Below are 20781 nucleotides of genomic sequence, written 5' to 3' on the forward strand. Positions count from 1 at the left end.
CCGATGCGCCCTCATATGCTTCGCCTTCTGTCAGTTCGCCCGCTTCAGGAGGTCCTGTGCCGGCCCGCGCCATGTACTGCCACACGTGCGATTCCGACGAGCAGCACCGCTCCCTCACCGCCGACGAGAAGACCTGGCTCCGCGGCAGGACGGGCCGCCGGAGCGTCGACGAGTTCTTCATGTGCAAGGCGCCCGACTGCCGCAATGTGCGCAGCGGTTTCAACAAGCACCCGTTCGACCCCGTGATCCGCGTCCCTCTGCCGGACTGACGTCGGCTCAGGACGCTTCCACGGCTTCCTTAATACGCTGCCCGAACTCCGGTGCGTCCTTGCGCGCCGCGCCGCCGGCGAAGCCGACCAGCAGCTTGCCGACCCCATGGCCCTCCAGGACGTTGAAGAGCCTCACGTGGGTACCGCCGCCCGGCGCGCGTTCGAGGTCGTAGCCGCCCTCGGTCGCGGTGATGAGGTTCTTGGACTGCTCGCGCCAGCGGATGCGCGTCGGCTCCACCAGCTCGCTGATCTCGAAGTCGCGCCGGGACGTCATGCCCGCGTCCTTGACCGTGCTGTGGAAGACGGTGCCGACCCGGGTCGGGCCGTTCGGCTCCTTCTCGATGCGCTGCACCCGGGGGCTGAACTCGGGGTCGTGCTCCCCGTCCGCGAGGTAGGCGAAGACCTCCTCGATGGGCCGGTCGATGTCGACCGTCGCTTCGAACTGTGTGCCCATGGCTCTCTCCGGTCCGTCGGGACGCGCCGGCCGGAGCGTCCGCCGGCGCGTCGATCGCGGGCGATGGCGCGGAATCCGCTGTCCGTCATCAGTTTCGGCCGAGGTCCCCGGGAGCGCACCCCGAGGGGCCGACGGCGCGACCCTTGTCAGTATCCAGAATCCTGTTTACTGTTTGATCCGTGAACGACCTCGACGACCGCTTCCTCACACGCAACGGCCTCGCCGCCCGGCAGCTGGCCGTCCTGCTCCTGCATCACGAGCCGGACACCCGCCTGCCCCGTGTGCGCGACTTCGCCGAGGAGCTGGGCTGCGGGAACGGAACCGTCCAGGCCGCCCTCCAGTTGCTGGAGGACGCCGGGGCGATCTCCACGACCGCGCGCGGCCACCTGGGGACCTTCCTGGTCCGCTCGGACCGCACCGTCCTGTGGCGGCTGTCCGGGCTGGGGACCCTGCTCGCGGCCATGCCGCTCCCCTACTCCCGCAGGTACGAGGGGCTGGCGACCGGCCTGCGCAGCGCCTTCGAGGAGGCGGGCGCACCGTTCGCGATCACGTTCATGCGGGGCGCCGGAGCCCGCACCGCCGCCCTGCTGGAGGGCAAGGTCGACCTGGTGGTGCTGTCGCGCTTCGCCGCCGACCAGCTGATCGCCGAGCATCCGGTGGAACTGGTGGCCGATCTCGGCCCCGCCACCTACGTCGGCGCGCACGGCATGCTCGTACGGCACGGGGTCGACCTGGCTTCGCCGGGGCTCCGGGTGGCGATCGACCACGCCTCGGAGGATCTGCGGATGCTCGTGGAACGGGTGTTCGCCGGCCGGGAGGACATCGTGTGGCGGGAGGCCTCCTACATGCAGCTGCACGACCTGTTCGCACGGAACGAGGTGGACGCGACCGTCTGGAACCTCGACGAGGCGCAGGACCGGCTCGGGCTCGGCGTCGACGTAGTGCCGCTCGGCGACGAGGTGACCCGGGAACTGGCGCTGCGCAACTCCACCGCCGCCGTGATCGGCCGGGCCGAGGGGGCGAAGGCGCTCGCAGCCGTCCGCGAGTCGCTCGACCTCTCGACGGTGACGCGACTGCAGAGTGAGGTGCTGCGGGGGGAGCGCGTCCCCTCGTACTGACCCCCCGCCGGACCGGCTGCCGGGACGCGGATGTCCCCGAACGCCGTACAAGCTGAAAATACAGAATCCTGGTTATTGTTGATTGAGGAGGACCATCATGGACGACCAGCTCGCGCTGCGGATCCAGCTGTTCCGTGAAGGCGGTCAGGTCAAACCGGAGGTGGTCGACTTCGTCGCCGCCGAACTCACCGCCCTGGAAGCCGAGGGGCACCTCGTCACCGAGGCGACTGCCTCCATGCTGACCAGCCATCTCATGATGGCGATCGGCCGGCTGCTGAACGGCGAGCCGATCGAGCAGTTCCTCACCGACGACCAGGTCGCCGCCGAACTGGCGGACCATCCGGAAGCGGTCGCCCGCGCCCGCGCGGTCGCCGCACGGGCCGAGCGGGAGCTGGGGGCAGCGCTCCCCGCGTCCGAGATCAACTTCCTCGGCATGCACCTGGCCGTACTGACCCGGCAGTCCCCGCCCGCCCCCGCGTCCTGACCGGTCGGCGCGCCCTACCTCTCGTACGCCCCTCGCCGTACGCCTCCCCCCGTACGCCCCTCTCTCCTCACGCCCCGCAGGAACACGTAGAAAGCAGAACAGCCATGACGAAGATCCTCACCGGTGGAGTCGGCAAGGTCGAGGTCACCCAGGCCATCGGCGGGCTCGGCATCGACTCCCTCGACGTCGTCCCCTCCAGCGACATGGACGCCGCGATGAAGCTGCGGGTCGGCCAGGCCGACTACTACCTGGGCACCTGCCACACCGGCGCGGGCGCTTCGCTGGGCGTGCTCGTGGGTCTCCTGGGCAGCGCCTCCTGCCACACATTCGGCCGGAGCGTCCCCACCGAGGAGGCCGTCACCGCCCTGCTCGCCGAGGGCAAGAAGGCCTTCGGCTTCTCGATGGACCAGATCGACGTCATCGCCCCGCTGATGGCCCGTGCCATCGCGGCCCGCGGCTGATCGCAGCCTCCTTCTCATCGTCCCGGGCACCAAGGAGTGACTCGTGAGCACCACCCTCGCCGCCGGCGCGGAACTCGACTTCTCGCTGGCCCAGCAACTGACCGTGATAGCCCTCTGCGCGCTCACGGCGTTCATCGCGCACATGGCGCTGGCCATCTTCAACGACGGTGTGCGTCCCTTCCTGCTGGACTTCATCCAGGGGCGCACCACCCGCAGCGCGACGACGGCCGTCTCCTTCGGGCTCTCCGCCGGGTTCATCTTCGGGCTCGGCGCGCCGATGGCCCTGTCCACCGGTGTGCTGAACCCGTGGCTGCTCTTCCTGCCCACGGACATCCTCGGGATGCTGTCACCGAAGAAGTGGCTCGCCCCGGTCCTCGGCGGCGCGTGGGGCGCGGTGGTCGTCTTCGGCCTGAACGGCGCCAACAACATCGCCCATGACCTCCCGGTCGACTTCCTGACCGCGATGCAGCAGATGTCGACGCCGATCCTGTTCCTGTTCACGCTCTTCCCCGTGCTCGCCATCACCAAGCAGTTCGGCCGCAAGTGGGGCGGCATCGCGGGCGTCCTCGAACTGGCCCTGGTCGTCATGACGATGAAGCTGTGGCCCACCATGTTCGCCGGGGCGCTGGCCATGGCGGTGGGCGTGCTGATGCTCATCGGCCTCGCCGTGTCCAAGGACCTGCGGCAGCGCCGGGCCGACCGGGCGGCGGGCGTCGTGGAGGAGGTGGGCGGGGACGACCCGATGGCGTCCCTCTTCAGCGCCAGCGCGACCCGGCTGCGGAAGTACCTGCCCCTGTTCATGCTGCTGGGCGCGGGCGTGTGCGTGCTCGCCCAGATGCATGTGTTCGGCGGCGGCGAAGCCACCAGCTTCCTGATCGCGAAGGGGCAGTACGCGGAGGCGGCGCAGGTCGACTTCTACCGTGTATTCGGCTTCATCCCGCTGATCGCCACGACCGCGCTGGCCTCCGGCGCGTACGGCATCGCCGGCTTCACCCTGGTGTACCCGATCGGGTACCTCATGCCGAACCCCTTCCTGGCCGCCGTCGTCGGTGCGCTCGTGTTCGCCGTCGAGGTGCTGGCGCTCTCCTGGATCGGCAAGGTGCTCGGCAAGCTGCCGAGCGTCCGGGACTCCTCGGAGCACCTGCGCAGCGCCATCGGGGACACCCTCCAGCTCGCGATCCTGTTCGGTTCCCTGATGGCCGCCAACGCCATGGGCGGCGGGCTCGGCATCCTCGTCGTCGGCGGGCTCTACCTGCTGAACGAGGCGATGGGCCGGCCCGTCGTCAGGATGGCCGCGGCACCGGCGGCCGTGATCGTCGGCGGCATCGTCCTCAACATCCTGTACTGGCTCGACCTGTTCACCCCGATCAAGGGCTGAGACCCGAACGGGTCCGGCCGGGCCGTACACGGAGAAGGAACCCCACGATGAACCACCCCGCACCGCACACCCTGCGCACCGTCACCGGAGAGCTCCGGGCCGCGTCGGTACGCGGCCCCGCCCTCGCCCACGAGCATCTCGTCCTCGATCTGGACCACGTGGGCGACGGCGCGGCGGTCCTCGACCCGGAACGCCACGCGGCGGCCGTGACAGCGGAACTCACCGCACTGCGCGAGCGGTTCGGGCTGTCCCTCGTCGTCGAGCTGACCTGCCGGGGCATGGGGCGCGACGTCCGGGCCCTGGCCCGGGCGGCCCGGGAGACCGGCGTCGCCGTCATCGCCGCGACCGGCTGGTACTACGAACCCTTCCACACCCCTGAGGTCGATGCCCTCGACGTGGAACAGCTCACGGAGGTCCTCGTCCGGGAGATCGAGGACGGCATCGACGGGAGCGGCATCCGGCCCGGTGTCCTCGGCGAGCTCGGCAGCCACGGCGACGTCCCCACCTCGGCCGAGGCCAAGGTACTGCGGGCCGGTGCGCGCGCGGCGCTGGCCACCGGTCTCTCCCTCGCCACCCATGCCCAGCTCGGCCGGGGCGGTCCCGCCCAGCTGGACCTGCTCACCGGCGAGGGGCTGCCCGCCCACCGGGTGAGCATCGGCCACCAGGATCTCCTCGACGACCCGGGGGTCCACCGGGAGCTGGCGGCGAGCGGGGCGTACGTCGCGTTCGACACCGTGGGCAAGCCCTCCTACCAGAGCGACGACACCCGGCTGAGGCTGCTGCTCGCCCTGGTCGAGGCGGGCCACGCGGACCGGGCCCTGCTCAGCTGCGACGTCTCCCGTCACGGCTATCTGCGAAGTGAGGGCGGCCAGGGGTACGGGCACCTGTTCGCGGCCTTTCTGCCCCGGCTGCGGGCGGCCGGGGCCGACGACGACCTGATCGACCTGCTGACCCGCCGCAATCCGCTGCGCTTCCTGACCGGCGCGAACGTGGAGGAGAACTGACATGCGCCTCGCACCCCCGCCCTCGCTTCCCCCGACCTTCCCGCTGCCGACGGTGCCCCTGGAGGACGCCGTGGCCCGGCAGTTCCGGCTGCTGGAGGCCACCGCCGCGCACTTCGAGGGGGAGCAGCTGTTCGCCGCCGACGCGGGAGTCGTTCCCGGCCTCGGCCGGCCCCGGACCACCGCCCGCGTCGAGGCGGTCCTCGCCGACTTCTTCGGCGCCGAGGACGCCGCCCTCGTACAGGGCGCGGGCACCGGGGCGATCCGGGCCGCGCTCAACGCCGTCGTACGGGCCGGCGACGATCTGCTCATCCACCGGGCCCCGGTCTACCGCACCACCGAGGTCACGCTCAGAGGCATCGGCGTACGCACCACGGAGGCGGACTTCAACGACCGTGCGGCACTCGACGCCGCGCTGGCGTCCGGGCGGTTCCGGTGGGCGTACGTCCAGCACACCCGGCAGCGGCTCGCCGACTCCTACGATCCGGCCGAGGTCATCGCCGCCTGCCGGGCGGCCGGGGTCCGCACGATCGTGGACGACAACTACGCCGTCATGCGCACCCCCGCCGCCGGGGTCGAACTGGGCGCCGACGCCTCCTGCTTCTCGCTCTTCAAACTCCATGGGCCCGAGGGCGTCGGACTGGTCGTCGGTGCGCGCGACCTGGTCGGGGGCGTCCGCCGCGACAACTACTCCGGCGGCGGGCAGGTCCAGGGCCACCAGGCGCTGGACGCCCTGCGCGCCCTCACCCACGTACCGGTCCTGTGGGCCGTGCAGTCCCGGGTGGGGGCGGAGGTCGCCGACCGGCTCGCGGCCGGTGAGGTGGACGGGGTCGCCGAGGTGCGCATCGCCAACGCGCAGGACCGCTGTCTGCTGGTCGGCCTGGACCGGCCGGTCGCCGCGGAACTGCCGTCCGTCGCCGCACGGTTCGGCGCGGCGCCGTACCCCGTCGGCTCCAACTCGCGCTACGAGATCGCGCCGCTCTTCTACCGGATGTCCAGCTCCGCGCTGGACGACGCCCCGGAGCTGGCCGACTGGACCGTGCGCATCAACCCCATGCGGGCGGGCGCGGACCTCGTCATCGACATCCTGCGCCGTTCGCTCGCCGCCCTGGACGACCCGAAGGACCACTGACCGTGTTTCTCGACACCGTGCTCACCCGCAACCCCGGGCTCGTCGACGCCGCAGCCGCCCTGCACGGGTCCGGCGCGATCCCGCCCGACACCTATGTCATCGACCTCGACGCCGTGGAGGCCAATGCCGCGCTGCTGGCGGCCGAGGCGGAACGCCTCGGCATCGGCCTGTGGTTCGTCGTCAAGCAGCTCGGCCGCAACCCGGAACTGATCCGCGCCATCGCCCGGCACATCCCCCGCTCCGCCGCCATCGACGTGACCGAGGCCCGGGCGCTGCACGCGGCCGGCGCACGGCCGGGCAACATCGGGCACCTCGTCCAGATCCCCCGGCGGGCGCTGCCCGGCCTGCTGGCCCGGCGGCCGGAGAACGTCACGGTCTTCGATCTGGCCAACGCCCGTGCCGTCTCGGACGCGGCCCGGGAACTGGGCTTCGTGCAGGACGTCCTGATCCGGCTCGAAGGAGCCGAGGGCGCCGTCTACCCCGGCCAGGAGGGCGGGGTTCCGCTGGAGCGGCTGGACGACTTCGCCGAGGCGGCCGAGGCGCTCGCGGGCATCCGGATCGCGGGCGTCACCGCCTTCCCGTGCGTGCTGTGCGACCCCGGGACGGGTCTGCCCGCCGCGACGGCCACCTTCGACCTGGCGCTCAAGGGCCGCGACCTCCTCGCCGCGCGCGGCCACCGGGACCTGAGGCTGAGCGCTCCCAGCGCCACCTCGATGGCGTCCCTCCCGCTGCTCGCCGAGCGCGGGGCGACGCACGGGGAGCCGGGCCACGCCCTCACCGGCACCACTCCCCTGCACGCCCTGGACCCGGCCCAGCCCGAGAAGCCCGCGTACGTGTACGTCAGCGAGGTCGCCCACACCCTCGACGACAGCCGTCCGGCGCTGTACGGCGGCGGGTTCTACGCCCGCTCGCACATCCGCACGGCCCTGTTGCCGCGCACCGGCACCCGGCTGGGGGTGCAGGACGCGCCCGCCGAGAACATCGACTACTACCGGCTGCTCGACGCGCCCCCGTCCGGAGCGGACATCCGGATCGGGGACACCGCGCTGCTCGCCTTCCGCACCCAGATCTTCGTCACCCGCTCGACCGTCGCCGTCGTCTCCGGACTCGCCTCCGGTCGTCCCCGGCTGAACGGGCTCTACGACGCCCGGGGCCGAGCCCTGTAAGGAGCACCTCATGGCCAGGACCGTCATCGTCGTCGTCGACGGATTCGGCGTCGGCGCCATGCCCGACGCGGGCGCGCTGCGCCCCGGCGACCTCACCGCGGACACCTGCGGGCACGTACTCGACCACGCCCGCACCGCGTTCGGCCGGCCGCTGCGGCTCCCGGTGCTCGGGGCGCTGGGCCTCGGCCTGGTCCACCCGCACCGGGACCTGGCGCGGAGCACCCGGCTGCCCGTGTCGGCGGGCCGGGCCGCCCTCGGCTATCCGGGGGCGGACACCTTCGCGGGCCACCAGACCATGATGGGCGCGGACTTCAGCCGGGTGACCGTGGCCCGGCTCGCCGACCACCTCGACGAGGTGACCGATGCGCTCACGGCGGCCGGTCACCGGGCCGAACGGCTCGACGGGGAGCCGCTTCTGCTGGTCGACGGGGCGGTGCTGGTCCACGACAACCTGGAGGCCGACCCCGGGATCAACTGGAACGCCTCCGGCCGCCTGGAGGACCTGCCGTTCGACGGTCCGGGCGGGATCCTCGCGGTCGCCCGGACGGTACGGGCCGTCGCCCCGGTCGCGCGGGTCATCGCGGTGGGCGGGCACGCGGACGGTCCGCTCGGCTCCTTCGTACGGCGCGGGGACGGGGACACCGTCGGTCTTGACACCCCGGCCACCGGTTTCTACCGCAACGGCGGCCTGGAGGTTCAGCATCTGGGCGCCCCGCTCGACCACACCCGTCAGCTCCCCGGTCTCGCGGCGCGGGCAGGCATCCCGGTCACCCTGGTGGGGAAGGCCGCCGACATCCTGGTCTGCGGACAGGCGGACCGCCGGCCGGCCGTGGCGACCGCCGACGTCCTGACGTACACCCTGGACGCGCTACGCGCCGGGGGCGACGCCCTGGTGGTCGCGAACGTCCAGGAGACGGATCTGGCGGGACATCAGCAGGACGCCGGGAGGTACGGGCAGGTGCTGGAGCAGGTGGACGCGGGGCTCGCCGGGCTGCTGGCGCTGCTCACGGACTCCGGCGACCGGCTGATCGTCACCGGCGACCACGGCAACGACCCCTCGATCGGGCACGCGCACCACACCCGGGAGTATGTGCCGGTGCTGATCCACCGCCCCGAAGGGGCCGGGGTGGAGCTGCTGCCGGACGCGCGGAGTCTCGCCGACGTGGGCGCGACCGCCGCCCGGTCGCTGGCGCTCTCCGCGCGGGACCTGGCGGCCGGTACTCCCCTCGTCGCCGACGGGGCGCCGCGGGCCGCGGCATTCGGATAGCCGCCGGGAACGAACAATCCCCGGGCCGTAATTGCGGTCCGGGGATTGTCGCGGGTATATTGGATTCTTCATGCGCTCATGCAGAAAGGCCCCGCTCGGGGGCCTTATGAGTACGAATATATCTGGCGGGGAGCCGTTTTGTCAAACCGGGAAAGCGACGAATTGCGGGAAGAGCAGGAATTCATCGACCGGCTCCATGCCCGGGTCGACGCCCTGCGCGGGGTGGCCGCCGATGGTGTCGAGCACGCGCTGACGCCGGTCGGGACGGGCCAGCAGGCGCGGCTGGAGCGCGACATCCTCGTCGCGGAGCGCTCGGGACTGCTCGCCGCGCTCAACGCGGTGGACGGCTCACTGTGTTTCGGCCGCATCGACCGCTCCGACGGGCTCGCGCACCATATCGGCCGTATCGGGATCCGTGAGGACGACACCGAGCACACCCCGGTTCTGATCGACTGGCGTGCGCCGGTGGCGCGTCCTTTCTATCTCGCCACGGGGCACACGCCGATGGGTCTGCGCCGACGTCGGCACATCACCACCGAAGGCCGCACGGTCACCGAACTCCATGACGAGATTCTCGATCTCGGGGACCGCGACCGCACCGGCTTCGAGGATCCGAACGGCGACGCCGTGCTGCTCGCGGCGCTCAATTCCGCGCGCACGGGACGCATGGGCGACATCGTGCGGACCATCCAGGCCGAGCAGGACGGCATCATCCGGGCCCCGCACCGGGGCGTCCTCGTCGTCGAGGGCGGGCCCGGCACCGGCAAGACGGCCGTCGCGCTGCACCGGGCCGCCTTCCTGCTGTACGAGCACCGGGAGCTGCTGGCCAAGCGCGCCGTGCTCATCGTGGGGCCCAACCCGGCGTTCCTGCGCTACATCGCGGAGGTGCTTCCCGCGCTCGGCGAGACCGGGGTGCTGCTCGCGACGCAGGCCGAACTGTTCCCCGGCGTGCACGCCACCGGTACGGACTCCCCGCGCGCCGCGGCCGTCAAGGGCGGCGAGCCGATGGCCGAGGCGCTCGCCCTGGCCGTACGCGACCGGCAGCGGCTGCCCGAGCCGGGGGCGGCGATGGTCATCCCGCACGAGGACGGCGGGGATCTGGTCCTGGACTGGGAGATCGCGTACGAGGCCCGGCAGGCGGCCAGGGACACCCGCCTGCCGCACAATCTCGCCCGCCCCCACTTCGTCTTCCGGGTCATCGACGCGCTCACCGCGCAACTCGTCGAACGCATCGGCGCGGACCCCTACGGCGGGCCCAACTTCCTCGGCCCCGACGACGTGGCCCAGCTCGGCCGGGACGTCGCGCTGAGCAAGGAGGTGCACGCGGCCGTGGACGAACTGTGGCCGCCGCTGAGCCCCGAGGGCTTCCTCGCCGACTTTCTGGCCGACCCGGTGTACGTACCGGACGAGGACGCCGAGGCGATCCGGCGCCCGTCCGTGACCGGGGCGTGGACGCCCGCCGACGTACCGCTCCTGGACGAGGCCGCCGAGCTGCTCGGCGTCGACGACAGCTCGGAGAAGGCGGCTGCCGAGGCCGCCCGTCAGGAGCGGGTCGGCTACGCGCAGGGCGTGCTGGAGCTGTCGCGCGGCTCGGAGAGCTACGAGTTCGAGGACGAGGAGTCCGAGGTCCTCGCCGCCCACGACATCATCGACGCCGAGCGGATGGCGGAGCGGCACGAGGAGGCCGACCACCGCACCGCCGCCGAGCGGGCCGCCGCCGACCGCACCTGGGCGTTCGGGCACATCATCGTCGACGAGGCGCAGGAGCTCTCGCCGATGGCGTGGCGGCTGCTGATGCGCCGGGCCCCGAGCCGCTCGCTGACGCTGGTCGGCGACCCGGCCCAGACCTCGGAGGAGGCCGGCGTCGGGTCGTGGGAGAAGATCCTCCGGCCGTACGTCGGTGACCGCTTCGAGCACGTCACCCTGGAGGTCAACTACCGTACGCCCGCGGAGATCATGGAGCTGGCCGCCGGGGTCCTGAGGGAGAAGGACCCCTCGTTCACCGCCCCCGTGTCGGTGCGGTCGACCGGCGAGAAGCCGTGGACGCGGGACTCCGGCGAGGACCTGGCGGCCGAGGTGTCCCGGGCGGTCGCGGAACTGACGCCCCGGGAGGGACGCCTCGCGGTGATCGCGCCGCGCGCGCTGCACGAGGAGATCGCCGCCCCGCTGGACGGCGTCACGGCGGGTGGGGCCCCCGACCTCACGCGCCCGGTGGTGCTGCTGGACCCGCGCCAGGCCAAGGGGCTCGAGTTCGACCATGTGCTGGTCGTGGAGCCCGCCCGGTTCGGCAGGAGCGATCTGTACGTGGCGCTCACCCGCGCCACCCAGCGTCTGGGCATCGTCCATCGGGAGGAACTGCCCCCGGCGTTGCGCTGACGGAGCCGGGCGGCCCGCCCTCGCAGTGGTCGGCGGGGCGCGGGCGTGGCCGGAACAAGGTTGGCGAAGCCATAGGGTAACGCCATGTCTTCGCCATTGAGTTCGACAAAGACCGCGGCTGCTCTCCGCACGTCGGCACGGGTCTCCGCAGAGGTGCTGCTGGTCCTCGTGGCGGCCGCGGTCGCCCTGTGGGTGCTGGGCCGGATGTGGTCGGTCGTGTGGCCGCTGATAGTCGGCCTGTTCCTCACCACGCTGACCTGGCCGCTCGCCCGTTTCCTGCGCCGGCTCGGGTGGTGGCCCTCGCTCGCCGCTTCGGTGGTGACGGTGTTCTCCCTGCTCGTGGGGGCGGGCATCGTGGCGCTGATCGCGGTGCCGGTGGCGGGTGAGTCCGGGGAACTGGCCGACGGGGTGATCGAGGGCATCGACAGGCTCCGCGAATGGGCGGCCGGTCCGCCGCTGAACATCGGCGACGACCAGATCACCGGCGCCCTCGACACCGCGACCGCTCAACTGCAGGACAGTGTCGGCAGTGTGGTCACCACCGCTGTCACCGGGGTGAGCACCGTGGTCAACGGGCTGGTCACAGCGGTTCTGGCGATCTTCCTGATGTTCTTCTTCCTCAAGGACGGCCCGCGCTTCCTGCCCTGGCTCACCCGTCAGCTTCCCGGCCGGCTCGCCACCGACGTCCCCGAGGTGGCCTCCCGTTGTTGGGACACCCTGGGCGCGTTCGTACGGTCCCAGGCGTTCGTCGGTCTGCTGGACGCGGTCTTCATCGGGCTCGGCCTGTGGATCCTGGGGGTGCCGCTGGTTCTGCCGCTGGCGGTGCTGACCTTCGTCTGCGCGTTCGTGCCGATCGTGGGGGCGCTGTTCGCCGGATTCGTGGCAGTCGTCATCGCGCTGGTCTCGAACGGACCGATGGACGCCCTGCTCGTGCTGGCGATCATCGTCGTGGTGCAGCAGTTGGAGGGCAATGTGTTCCAGCCCATGATCCAGAGCCGTGGGCTGGGTCTGCACGCGGCGACGATCCTGCTCGCGGTGACCTTGGGCGGCAGTCTGGCCGGTGTGGTGGGAAGCCTGCTCGCCGTGCCGGTGGCGGCGCTGCTCGGGGTGGTCTGGAACTATCTCCGCGAGCAGCTCGTGGAGGACTCCCCGGAGCAGGAGGCGGAGGCGGAGGCCCCGGACGACGGGGCCATCGGTTCACCGGTCCCGTCGTAGGGCCCGGCCGGTCCATGGATCCGGGCCTTCACGCGAGCGGAAACAGAAGGCTTCTCCTGGAGTCGTCCAGGGAACCATCCGACCGTGGATGCCTCCGCCGATGAACCGCTTGCAGCCGACAGCCGCGGCAATTCTCTGATGTCGTTCGTATCCGGGAGCGAGGGAGAACCGCCGCAAGACGCACCGCTGTCGGCGGCGTTGGTCGCCCTGTGGCAAGCGGATCGGGTCCTCATGGTCTTCGATCGGCACCGCCGGTCCTGGGAGCTACCCGGGGGGAAGATCGAAGACGGCGAGTCACCCCGTCGGGCGGCTGTGCGCGAACTGGCGGAGGAAACCGGGCAGCAGGCGGCCGAGGAGCTGCGGTTCATCGGCTATGCGCGGTTCGTGTTGGCACCCGACCGGCGAACCGAGTACGTGGCCCTGTACGCAGGGCCCTGCGCTGAGACCCGCCCCTTCGAACCCAACGAGGAGATTGCGGCGGTCCGCTGGTGGGACCTTCGCGAACCTCCACCGGTGTGTACGCAGCCCTTGGACGCCTATCTCGTCGCTCTCACGAGGTAGGCGAGCAACCGGTCCATGAGCGTCCTTTCGGAAGAGGGGGTGCGGACGGACGGCCCGCCCGGCTGGGGGCCGGGCGGGCCGACGTTGTCGTCGTGGGCCCGCCCGGGTGCTGCGGGATCAGAAGGGCTTGGTCGGCAGGTACTTGCCGTCCATGGTGATGACTGCGCGCTCGCCACCCTCGGGGTCGGCGACCTTCTTCACGTCCAGCTTGAAGTTGATCGCGGAGATGATGCCGTCGCCGAGCTGCTCGTGGACCAGGGCCTTCAGGGTCGTGCCGTAGACCTGGAGCATCTCGTAGAAGCGGTAGATGGTCGGGTCGGTGGGGATTCCGCCGGGGATGGAGCCGCGGGTCGGGATGGTCTGCAGCCTCATCGTGTCGTCGGCGTCCAGGCCCAGAAGCTCGGCCACGGCCTCGGCCGATGCCTTGGGCAGCGGGTGCTGGCCGAGTACGGCGGCGGTGACGAAGGCGACGGAGAGGTCCGCGGCTTCGGCGATCTGCTGCCAGGACAGGTCCTTGCTGATCTTGGCGTCAACGGCCTTGGCGGCCAGGGCCTGACGGGCGGTGTTGTCGAACTGGGCGTGCACCATGAGATGGGCTTCCTTTCGGTGATGCCGATCGCCAGGAGAAGGTGGCACCGGCGGGCACAGGGGTGAGGGGGGATCCCGCGTCGGGGGGATCGGTCCGGTCAGGCCGCGAGGGCGGGCGACGGGACGCTGGTGCGGAGTTCCGTGACGGTGCCGGACGGGATGTCGTAGACCCAGCCGTGCAAGGTGACCGACTTCGCGGTCAGGGCGCGGGCGACCGACGGGTGAGTGGCCAGGTTGGCCAACTGCGCGATCACGTTCTCCCGCACCAGGACATCCACCTCCTGCGCGCGGGACTCTCCGGCGATGCGGGCGAGAGAGGCGTCCGCGTGCCGCAGCCAGTCGGCGATCGCAGGCGCGCCGGACAGGTCGTGCTGCTCGGCGAGGGCGGTCATCGCGCCGCAGGCAGAGTGCCCGCACATCACGATGTCGCTCACGCCCAGGACGGACACGGCGTACTCGATGCTGGCCGCGACCCCGTCCGGACCGGGGGTGTAGGCGGGGACGAGGTTCCCGGCGGTGCGGATCACGAACAGCTCGCCCGGCTCGCTCTGGGTGATCAGTTCCGGCACCACACGGGCGTCCGAACAACTGATGAACAGCGTGGAGGGGCGGTGGTTGGTCGCGAGGTGGGTGAAGAGGCCCGCCTTGGCCGGGTAGACGTCCCGCTGGAACTGCGCGACGCCCTCGCTGAGGTCTTGCATGGTCACTCCCTTCGTGGCTGTCGGCCCCGTGGGACTGACGAGATCCACCATGCATGAACAGCACCTATAGCGTCCAAGACTCGATATCGATGCCTGCTATCGATCTCATCTATAGTTGCGTTTATGGCTGTGGAACTTCGTCACCTGCGCTACCTGCTCGCCGTCACCGAGCACGCCAACTTCACCCGCGCGGCCGAAGACCTTCACATCTCCCAGCCCACGCTCTCCCAGCAGATCAAACAGCTCGAGCGCACCGTCGGCGCCCAACTGCTGGACCGAACCGGCCGCACCGTACGCCTCACCGACGCCGGGCAGGTCTACGTCCACCACGCCCGCCGGGTTCTGCGCGACCTGGCGGCCGCCGAACGTGCCGTCCTGGACGTCGCCGACCTCTCCCGCGGCCACCTCCGCCTCGCCTTCACCCCCACCTTCACCACGTACCTCATCGGCCCCCTCACCGCCGAACTCCACACCCGCCACCCCGGTATCACCGTGGACGTCAGGGAAATGACCCAGGACCACATCGAAGCCGGCCTGCTGGCCGACGAACTCGACCTCGGCATCGCCTTCCACAGGCCCCACCTGCCCGGCATCACCCCTACCGCCCTGTTCACCGAGACACTCACCCTCGTCATCGGCACCGGCCGGTCCGGAGCCGACGGACAGGAGCCGCTTCCTGTACGAGACCTAGCCGATCGCCAACTCGCCCTATTGAGCGGCGACTTCGCCACCCGCGGCCACATCGACGCCTACTTCACCGCCCACTCGGTGCAGCCACGCATCGCGGTGGAAGCCAACTCCATCCAGGTCCTCACCGAAATCGTCCAGGCGACCACGCTGGCCACTGTCCTGCCCAACGCCATCACCCACGACCACCCCCACCTCACACCCATCCCTCTCGACCCCGCTCTCCCCGCCCGCACCGTCACCCTCCTGAGGCGCGAAAGCGCCTACCGGAGCGCCGCGACGCGCGCCTTCACCCACCTCATCCACGACCACATCAACACCCGCGGCTACATTCCCTCGTTCCGTCGTGAGGACGCGGCCGGGTTGCGTGGCCGCGGTACGAGCGACCGCTGACGACCAGGCCGGACCCCGCCGGAGGATCGCCAGGCGGGAGTTGGTCAAGAACTCCTGGCGATCCTCCGGCGGGAGGCCGCCCCTGCACCGACGGCAGGCGGCCTCCCGCTCCGGGTCACTTCACGCAGCTCTCGTCCTGCTCCGGGAGCCGGCCCGTCGCCAGGTAGCGGTTGACCTCGGTGTCCACGCAGGCGTTCCCGTACTCCCCGTAGAGGGCGTGCCGGTTGGCGTTCTCGAGGGTGAGGAGCCTGGAGCCGGGAAGACTGCCCTGCAGGGCCTTGGTGCTCCGGTAGGTGGTGCGGGGGTCGCCCGTGGCCGCGACCAGGAGGACGGGGGCGTCGTGGCTGATGCGGGTGGGGGCTTCCCGTGGCGCGTCCCAGAAGGCGCAGGGGCCGATGTTCTCGGTGAGGGGGCCGAACAGGGGGTGTGCGCCACGGCTCCGTTGGATGTCGCGCCAGTAGCGCTCGGTCTCGCGCGGGGCCGGTACGTCACCGCAGATGATCGCCATCTGTGAGCTGCCGGAGGGGGAGTCCGCGCCGGAGAGCAGGAGACGCAGCGTCTCGGCGAACTCCGGGGACAACGGGGCCTCGCGGCCCTTCGACGCCTGGGACAGTGCCGCCACCTGCCGGGCCAGGAAGTCCCGCGAGTCGTCGACGTCGTCGGCCACGCCCATGAAGAGCAGCGTCGGTATGTGGGTGTCGTCGACCCGGAAGACGTCGGGGGCGGTGCCGAGGGTCAGCGGGGCGCGGGCCGCCTTCGCCATGACGCGGTCGATGGTGGCGAGCACCGCCGTACGGGAGCGGCCCAGGCCGTACGTCGTGTGGCGGGCGGCCGCCCAGGCGGCCCAGGCGGAGAGCGCCTGCTCGTTCTCGCGCACCGTGTCCTTCAGAAGGCGCGGGTTGTAGTCGTCCGGACCCACCGCTCCGTCCAGGACCATCCGGTCGTAGCGGCCGGGGAACATCTGGGTGTAGACCGTGCCCAGGTAGGTGCCGTACGAATAGCCCAGGTAGGAGATCTTCCGCTCACCCAGTGCGCCCCGGATCACGTCCATGTCCCTGGCCGTGTTGCGGGTGGTGATGTGGGGGAGCACCGAGGCGTTCGTGGCGCGGCACTTGGCGGCCAGGCTCTTGCTCAGCGCCACCTGGCGGTCGAAGCCCGCCCGGCTCGCACCGGCCGAGAACCAGGTGAAGCTGACGGGCCAGCCGCAGTCCAGCGGAGTGCTCCGGCCGACGAAGCGCGGGTCGAAGCCGACGATGTCGTAGCGGGGGCCGACCTCCTTCATCGCCGTGCGGACGATCGGCGGGGAATCCACGGCCGGGCCGCCGGGGCCGCCGTTGTTGAGGAGGATCGCGCCGATGCGGCGGCGGGTGTCGGTGGCCTTCAGGCGGGACAGCGCGACCGTGACCGTCCGGCCCCCGGGGGCCGTGTAGTCGAGCGGGACCGTGACGTCGGCACACTGCACGCCCGCCTTGTCCAGGTCTCTGCCCGTCCCGTCCTGCGGGGAGCGCATACAGGAGCCCCAGTGCAGCGTTTGGTGGTAGTAGCGGTCGAGCGCTCCGGCAGTCGTCGGCGGTGCGACCGTACGGGATTCCGGGCCGGGCCGTGCGGTGGCCAGAGCCGGTGACACGGTGATGCCTGCCGCGAGGGTCAGGGCCAGGCCCGCGGCGGCGGTCCTGGCGGTCGTCCGGGCGGCCGCGGTGGTGCGGGGGGCCGCCGGGGTCCGGGTGGTCTTCTCTGTGTCCTCTGCGTAACTCACATCAAGAGACGCTAGGAGAAGGACCGTTGGGGATCACTGGTGCTGGCACCCCGGCTCGGCGGGGGTCACCTCCCCTTCTCCCCGGGTTTCCCGGTGCCGGGACCGCCGGTCCACTCCGGCGGGGAGCCGGTGCCGGGTGCGGATGTCAGCGAGGCTTCGATGCGGGCGAGTTGCCGGGCCAGGCTCGTCATCCACACCTCCAGGTCCACGGAGAGCGGTGCCGACGGGGCGCCGTCCGGGCCGGCCGCCCGCGCGGTGTCCGGGGCGGTCAAAGGCGCGGGTCCGGTCCGCTCCGCGACGAGCAGGGAGGCGATGCGGTCGGCCTCGGCCTCCAGTGCCGCCGAGGCTTCGAGGGCCCGGGCGGCGGAGGCGTCACGCGCGCCGGGAGCCGGCCGGAGGCCGAAGCGCGGGAGCCACTGCGCGCCGAGGAGCATGTGGTGGGCGGCGATGAGCAGGGCGTGCCAGTCGGCGCGGTCGCCCTCCCGGTCGGCCGGGGGTTCGGCGCGGTACTGCGCGTAGGCGGCCTCGGCGAGGCGCAGCCGGTGGATGCCCGGGAGGGTGACCGGTGCCGCGCGGGAGCCGCCCGACGGTGCGAGCAGCGTCTGTGCCGTGGCCGGCACAAGTGGGGCGCACGCTCTCAGGAGCCCGCACATGGCCCGGTGGACCTCCCGGCGCGCCCCGGCCGGCCAGGCCAGGAGGCCGCACACCAGGCCGATGACGCTGCCGGTGACGACGTCGATCATCCGGGCCTCCGACAGCCGCCAGGTGACCGGCGCGATCTGGGCGAACGCGGTGGCGACGACGAGCGTGAACAGCGCCTGCGCGTACGCGAGGCCCAGCAGCGGCCCCAGCGCGAAGGCCACCAGCATGACGGGGGCGAGGAGTGCGGCGTACACGTCGGTGTGTCTGCCGAGCCCGATGACGAGCGCCCCGGCCACCAGTGCTCCCACGGCGTTGCCCACGACCGCGAGGCGGACCGCCCGCCAGGTCGCGCCCGCGGTCGTCCGGCCGAGGGTCAGGACGGCGAGGAGGACCCAGAACCCGTGGACCAGGTCCAGGGAACCCGCCACCGCGCGGGCGGCGGCGAGTCCGAGCGCGGTGCGCAGGGCGTTCTGGAACAGCACCGACCGGAACGTCACGTTGCCGGCGAGGCGCCGGGCCCACAGCCTCGGCGTGGACAGCCCGGCGTACCAGAACTGTTCGGGCGGGAAGGCCGGTTCGGTGGGCCGCCCGTGCAGGGCGATGTCGACGGCGACCCCCACCGTGCGCGCCGATTCGGCGAGCGCCAGCACCCGCGACTGCCGACGTTGCACGTCGACGGCGGGCTGGGCGTCCGGGCCCTGCGCGGCGGCCCGCGACCGGTGGTCCTGGAAGGCGCGCATCGCCTCCTCCAGCACTCCGGCGGGCGGTGGAGCGCTGCCGGTGCGCAGGAACCGCGCACAGCCGGTGCACAGGTCCGCGACCCGGTCCAGGAGCGTGGCGGACTCGGTGTCGGCAGGCACCGGCGGGGCTTCGGCGAGGGTGGCCAACTGGTCGAGGAGCCGGCGTGCCGAGCGTCCGGCCTGTTCATGCGCCCGGTCCGTGCGGCCCGCGCCGGCCGGGCGTTCCGCCGGCGGAACGTCGGCCAGTCGCAGCGTCGCTCCGACGGCGCGCAGCCGCCGCGGTGGCACGTCGCCCGACCCGGCCCCCCGCGCCGCCACCACGAGTGCGTCGGCCAGCCGGTCCCGGTAGGAGGGCGCGGCCGGATCGGGCAGCAGGACTTCGCAGGCGGTGAGGAGCAGCGCGCCCGCCGTCAGGCCCCCGAGCCGCTCGACGAGCGTGCCGGGGGCGTACGGCGGAAAGCAGGCAAGGATGTAGAACAGTTGGAGGCCGGGGGCGATGCCCGCGGGGCGGGGGCCGGCGACGGTGGCGAACGCCAGCAGGAATCCGACGAGGAGCATGCCGCCGACGGCGGCCAGGGTGTCGGCCGCCAGCAGGGTTCCCAGGGTCGCGAGAACCAGTGCCGGGGGCAGGGCCCGCAGCATGGTGGAAGCCCGTTGGCGGCCGGAGCCGGGCACGGCGGAGAGCAGACCCATGGCGATGGGCGCGAAGAGCGCGTACAGCGCCGCGACGGGGAGTCCGGCCCCGTACAGCAGCGGATAGAACCCGGCGCTCGCCGCGCCGGCGACGCGGACGGCCCGGCGCAGGATCGTCGCCCGGTCCTGCGCGGCGGTCACTTCCCCGCTCCGCTCATCCGGCGCTCCTCTCCCGACCGGGCCGCGGTGGCGTACCTCCGTCCGGCTCCCGCCATTGTCGGACGCCTACGAGCCGCCCGCGCGCGCTGGCCCGGAGAGCGGCGCGGGCCGCCAGGGCCTCGGCCTGGGGGCGTCGGGGATCAGGCCCGCGACGGAGTGGGGAGGCCGGTGGTTCGCCGGGCCTGTCCCACCCCTGTCCACCCCGGCCCGCGGAGCCGCGTCCGGAGACGGCCCGCCCCTCCGCTCCGGGCGGAGATCCGTCCGGGGACGGTCCTGCGCGCATCGGCCGACCCCATCGGGCCGCGCAGCGCCCATGAGCCGGCGGACGGGGGCGTCGACATGGTCGGGAAGGGGCGCTCCGGTCGGCGGGAGCCCAGGAGCATGGGAACGGGTCCGCCCCGAGCACCTCATCAGGCGCTCGGGGCGAACGTTCGCGTGGTGGGGCGGCCCGGCGGCCGACGCCTCAGATCGTCGCCGTGTCGATCACGAAGCGGTAGCGGACGTCGCTGGCGAGAATCCGCTCGTACGCCTCGTTGACCTGGCCCGCGTCGATCACCTCGATCTCGGCGCCGAGTCCGTGCACGGCGCAGAAGTCGAGCATCTCCTGGGTCTCCTTGATCCCGCCGATCGCCGAACCCGCGATCGACTTGTTGCCGAGGATCAGGGAGAAGAGGTTCAGCGAGATCGGCTCCTCGGGGGCGCCGACGTTGACCAGGGTGCCGTCGGTCCGCAGCAGACCGAGGTAGGCGCCGAAGTCCAGCGGGGCCGAGACCGTGGAGAGGATGACGTCGAAGGTGCCGGCCAGTTCCTCGAACGTCCGGGGGTCGCTGGTCGCGTAGTAGTGGTCGGCGCCCAGCTTGAGCCCGTCGTCCTTCTTGCGCAGCGACTGGGACAGGACCGTGACCTCGGCGCCGAGCGCGTGCGCGATCTTGACGGCCATGTGGCCGAGACCGCCGAGGCCGACGACGGCGACCTTCTTGCCGGGGCCCGCGCCCCAGCGCTTGAGCGGGGAGTACGTGGTGATGCCCGCGCACAGGAGCGGCGCGGCCTCGTCCAGGGCGATGCCCTCGGGAATGGAGAGGGCGAAACTCTCGGCCACGACGATGTGCGTCGAGTAGCCGCCGTAGGTGGGCTCGCCGCTGCGGTCGAGAGCGTTGTACGTCTGGGTGTTCCCCTCGGCGCAGTGCTGCTCGCGGCCCATCAGGCACGCGTCGCACGTTCCGCAGGAGTCGACCATGCAGCCGACGCCGACGCGGTCGCCGACCTTGAACCGGGTGACCCCGGAGCCGGTCTCGGCGACGATCCCGGCGATCTCGTGGCCGGGCACCATCGGGAAGATGCCCTCGCCCCAGCCGTCGCGGGCCTGGTGGATGTCGGAGTGGCAGATCCCGGCGAACTTGATGTCGATCAGGACGTCGAACTCGCCCACCGGGCGGCGTTCGATCGTGGTGCGCTCCAGCGGGGCCTTGGCACGGGGAGCGGCGTAGGCGGCAACGGTGGTCATGCCGGAGGTTCTCCTCTGGGTGATGCGGTAGGAACG

The 20781-nt window shown here is 72.0% G+C and carries 19 protein-coding genes; 13 read left to right on the top strand and 6 right to left on the bottom strand.

Translation table 11 applies throughout. The features are described 5' to 3' along the window. Positions 1 to 56: 56 nt before the first annotated feature. The gene (locus IE272_RS26445) at positions 57 to 269 is read left to right on the top strand and encodes a hypothetical protein (RefSeq protein WP_050361678.1); all 213 of its coding nucleotides are present in this window, start codon (positions 57 to 59) and stop codon (positions 267 to 269) included. 7 nt (positions 270 to 276) lie between these two features. Here IE272_RS26445 and IE272_RS26450 read toward each other — a convergent pair whose 3' ends face one another. Continuing rightward, complete coding sequence (locus tag IE272_RS26450; RefSeq protein WP_050361677.1) at positions 277 to 723, bottom strand: SRPBCC family protein; 447 nt, start codon at positions 721 to 723, stop codon at positions 277 to 279. Between the two features lie 179 nt (positions 724 to 902). Here IE272_RS26450 and yhfZ point away from each other — a divergent pair, with 179 nt between their 5' ends. From yhfZ to IE272_RS26505, 11 genes are all read left to right on the top strand, one after another. Continuing rightward, complete coding sequence (yhfZ, locus tag IE272_RS26455; protein ID WP_190008309.1) at positions 903 to 1841, top strand: GntR family transcriptional regulator YhfZ; 939 nt, start codon at positions 903 to 905, stop codon at positions 1839 to 1841. A gap of 97 nt (positions 1842 to 1938) precedes the next feature. Then, positions 1939 to 2325 carry a PRD domain-containing protein gene (locus IE272_RS26460; RefSeq protein WP_050361675.1) on the top strand — a complete coding sequence of 129 codons (387 nt, stop codon included), beginning with the start codon at positions 1939 to 1941 and terminating at the stop codon, positions 2323 to 2325. 104 nt (positions 2326 to 2429) lie between these two features. Then, positions 2430 to 2786 (top strand): DUF2620 domain-containing protein, encoded by a 357-nt coding sequence (locus IE272_RS26465; RefSeq protein WP_007459190.1) that lies wholly within the window; start codon positions 2430 to 2432, stop codon positions 2784 to 2786. Between the two features lie 43 nt (positions 2787 to 2829). Beyond that, positions 2830 to 4164 carry a YhfT family protein gene (locus IE272_RS26470; protein WP_190008312.1) on the top strand — a complete coding sequence of 445 codons (1335 nt, stop codon included), beginning with the start codon at positions 2830 to 2832 and terminating at the stop codon, positions 4162 to 4164. A gap of 47 nt (positions 4165 to 4211) precedes the next feature. After that, the gene (locus IE272_RS26475) at positions 4212 to 5168 is read left to right on the top strand and encodes a phosphotriesterase family protein (protein ID WP_190008313.1); all 957 of its coding nucleotides are present in this window, start codon (positions 4212 to 4214) and stop codon (positions 5166 to 5168) included. Between the two features lies 1 nt (position 5169). Beyond that, positions 5170 to 6297: an aminotransferase class V-fold PLP-dependent enzyme gene (locus IE272_RS26480; protein WP_050361672.1), complete on the top strand. Its 1128-nt coding sequence runs from the start codon at positions 5170 to 5172 to the stop codon at positions 6295 to 6297. A gap of 2 nt (positions 6298 to 6299) precedes the next feature. After that, positions 6300 to 7463 carry an alanine racemase gene (locus tag IE272_RS26485; RefSeq protein WP_056708174.1) on the top strand — a complete coding sequence of 388 codons (1164 nt, stop codon included), beginning with the start codon at positions 6300 to 6302 and terminating at the stop codon, positions 7461 to 7463. Between the two features lie 10 nt (positions 7464 to 7473). Next, positions 7474 to 8730, top strand: a complete 1257-nt coding sequence (locus tag IE272_RS26490; protein WP_190008315.1) for a phosphopentomutase — start codon at positions 7474 to 7476, stop codon at positions 8728 to 8730. A gap of 162 nt (positions 8731 to 8892) precedes the next feature. Beyond that, on the top strand, positions 8893 to 11106 hold the full coding sequence (locus IE272_RS26495; protein WP_190008456.1) for a HelD family protein: 2214 nt from the start codon (positions 8893 to 8895) through the stop codon (positions 11104 to 11106). An 84-nt stretch (positions 11107 to 11190) separates the two neighbouring features. Beyond that, positions 11191 to 12321, top strand: a complete 1131-nt coding sequence (locus IE272_RS26500) for an AI-2E family transporter (protein ID WP_050361669.1) — start codon at positions 11191 to 11193, stop codon at positions 12319 to 12321. Between the two features lie 84 nt (positions 12322 to 12405). Then, a complete protein-coding gene (locus tag IE272_RS26505; RefSeq protein ID WP_229897681.1) occupies positions 12406 to 12882 on the top strand; it encodes an NUDIX hydrolase in 477 nt (158 codons plus the stop codon). 117 nt (positions 12883 to 12999) lie between these two features. Here the strand turns inward: IE272_RS26505 and cynS are convergent, their stop codons facing one another. After that, the gene (cynS, locus tag IE272_RS26510) at positions 13000 to 13470 is read right to left on the bottom strand and encodes a cyanase (protein ID WP_050361667.1); all 471 of its coding nucleotides are present in this window, start codon (positions 13468 to 13470) and stop codon (positions 13000 to 13002) included. Between the two features lie 98 nt (positions 13471 to 13568). Continuing rightward, entirely contained in the window at positions 13569 to 14171 is a 603-nt protein-coding gene (locus IE272_RS26515; RefSeq protein WP_050361666.1) for a carbonic anhydrase, read from the bottom strand. Positions 14172 to 14294: 123 nt separating this feature from the next. On the opposite strand from IE272_RS26515, the gene cynR reads away from it, so the two are divergent. Then, complete coding sequence (cynR, locus tag IE272_RS26520) at positions 14295 to 15251, top strand: transcriptional regulator CynR (RefSeq protein WP_190008317.1); 957 nt, start codon at positions 14295 to 14297, stop codon at positions 15249 to 15251. A gap of 115 nt (positions 15252 to 15366) precedes the next feature. Here the strand turns inward: cynR and IE272_RS26525 are convergent, their stop codons facing one another. From IE272_RS26525 to IE272_RS26535, 3 genes are all read right to left on the bottom strand, one after another. Beyond that, positions 15367 to 17007 carry an alpha/beta hydrolase gene (locus IE272_RS26525; RefSeq protein WP_107481639.1) on the bottom strand — a complete coding sequence of 547 codons (1641 nt, stop codon included), beginning with the start codon at positions 17005 to 17007 and terminating at the stop codon, positions 15367 to 15369. A 65-nt stretch (positions 17008 to 17072) separates the two neighbouring features. Beyond that, entirely contained in the window at positions 17073 to 19223 is a 2151-nt protein-coding gene (locus tag IE272_RS26530; protein ID WP_190008319.1) for an FUSC family protein, read from the bottom strand. A gap of 481 nt (positions 19224 to 19704) precedes the next feature. Next, the gene (locus tag IE272_RS26535) at positions 19705 to 20745 is read right to left on the bottom strand and encodes an NAD(P)-dependent alcohol dehydrogenase (RefSeq protein WP_190008322.1); all 1041 of its coding nucleotides are present in this window, start codon (positions 20743 to 20745) and stop codon (positions 19705 to 19707) included. Positions 20746 to 20781: the final 36 nt, after the last annotated feature.

It is taken from the genome of Streptomyces anulatus (assembly GCF_014650675.1).
Classification (GTDB): domain Bacteria; phylum Actinomycetota; class Actinomycetes; order Streptomycetales; family Streptomycetaceae; genus Streptomyces; species Streptomyces anulatus.